Source organism: Methylophaga sp. UBA4204 (assembly GCF_002379485.1).
Taxonomy (GTDB): domain Bacteria; phylum Pseudomonadota; class Gammaproteobacteria; order Nitrosococcales; family Methylophagaceae; genus Methylophaga.
This window is the reverse complement of record NZ_DFTU01000050.1, coordinates 1-367: the sequence shown is the minus strand read 5'-3', so window position 1 is coordinate 367 and position 367 is coordinate 1. Positions and strand designations below refer to the sequence as shown.

Here is a 367-nt window from a genome sequence, read left to right as displayed (position 1 = left end):
GGTTTTTTGAACTGACGCGCCATATTCTCCAAATCGGGATGATTACCGATAATGACAGGAATGTCACATTTCAACTCACCTTCCAACTCACGCAACAGCAAGTCATAAGGACAATGTGATGCCCGTGTCACCAGCAAGGCTACGCGGTATGGCACATCGGTGAAATGCACTGACCAGGTCAGTTCCATGGCTGCTGCTAACGAGCTGAATTGTTGATGGAGTATTTCATGGGGTAACTGAGCTTCATCTTCCACCTTCAGACGCATGAAATAACGACCGTGCTCGTCGGTATCGGTATATTGCTGGCAATGCAGAATATTGTAACCACGTTCAGCAAAAAAACCGGTTATACCGGCCAGCCAACCTT

At 47.4% G+C, this 367-nt stretch carries 1 protein-coding gene; it reads right to left on the bottom strand.

The annotated features are described in order from the left end of the window. The coding region (locus tag B3182_RS07245) for an ACT domain-containing protein (RefSeq protein ID WP_349677928.1) at window positions 1-367 on the bottom strand (367 nt) is incomplete at both ends.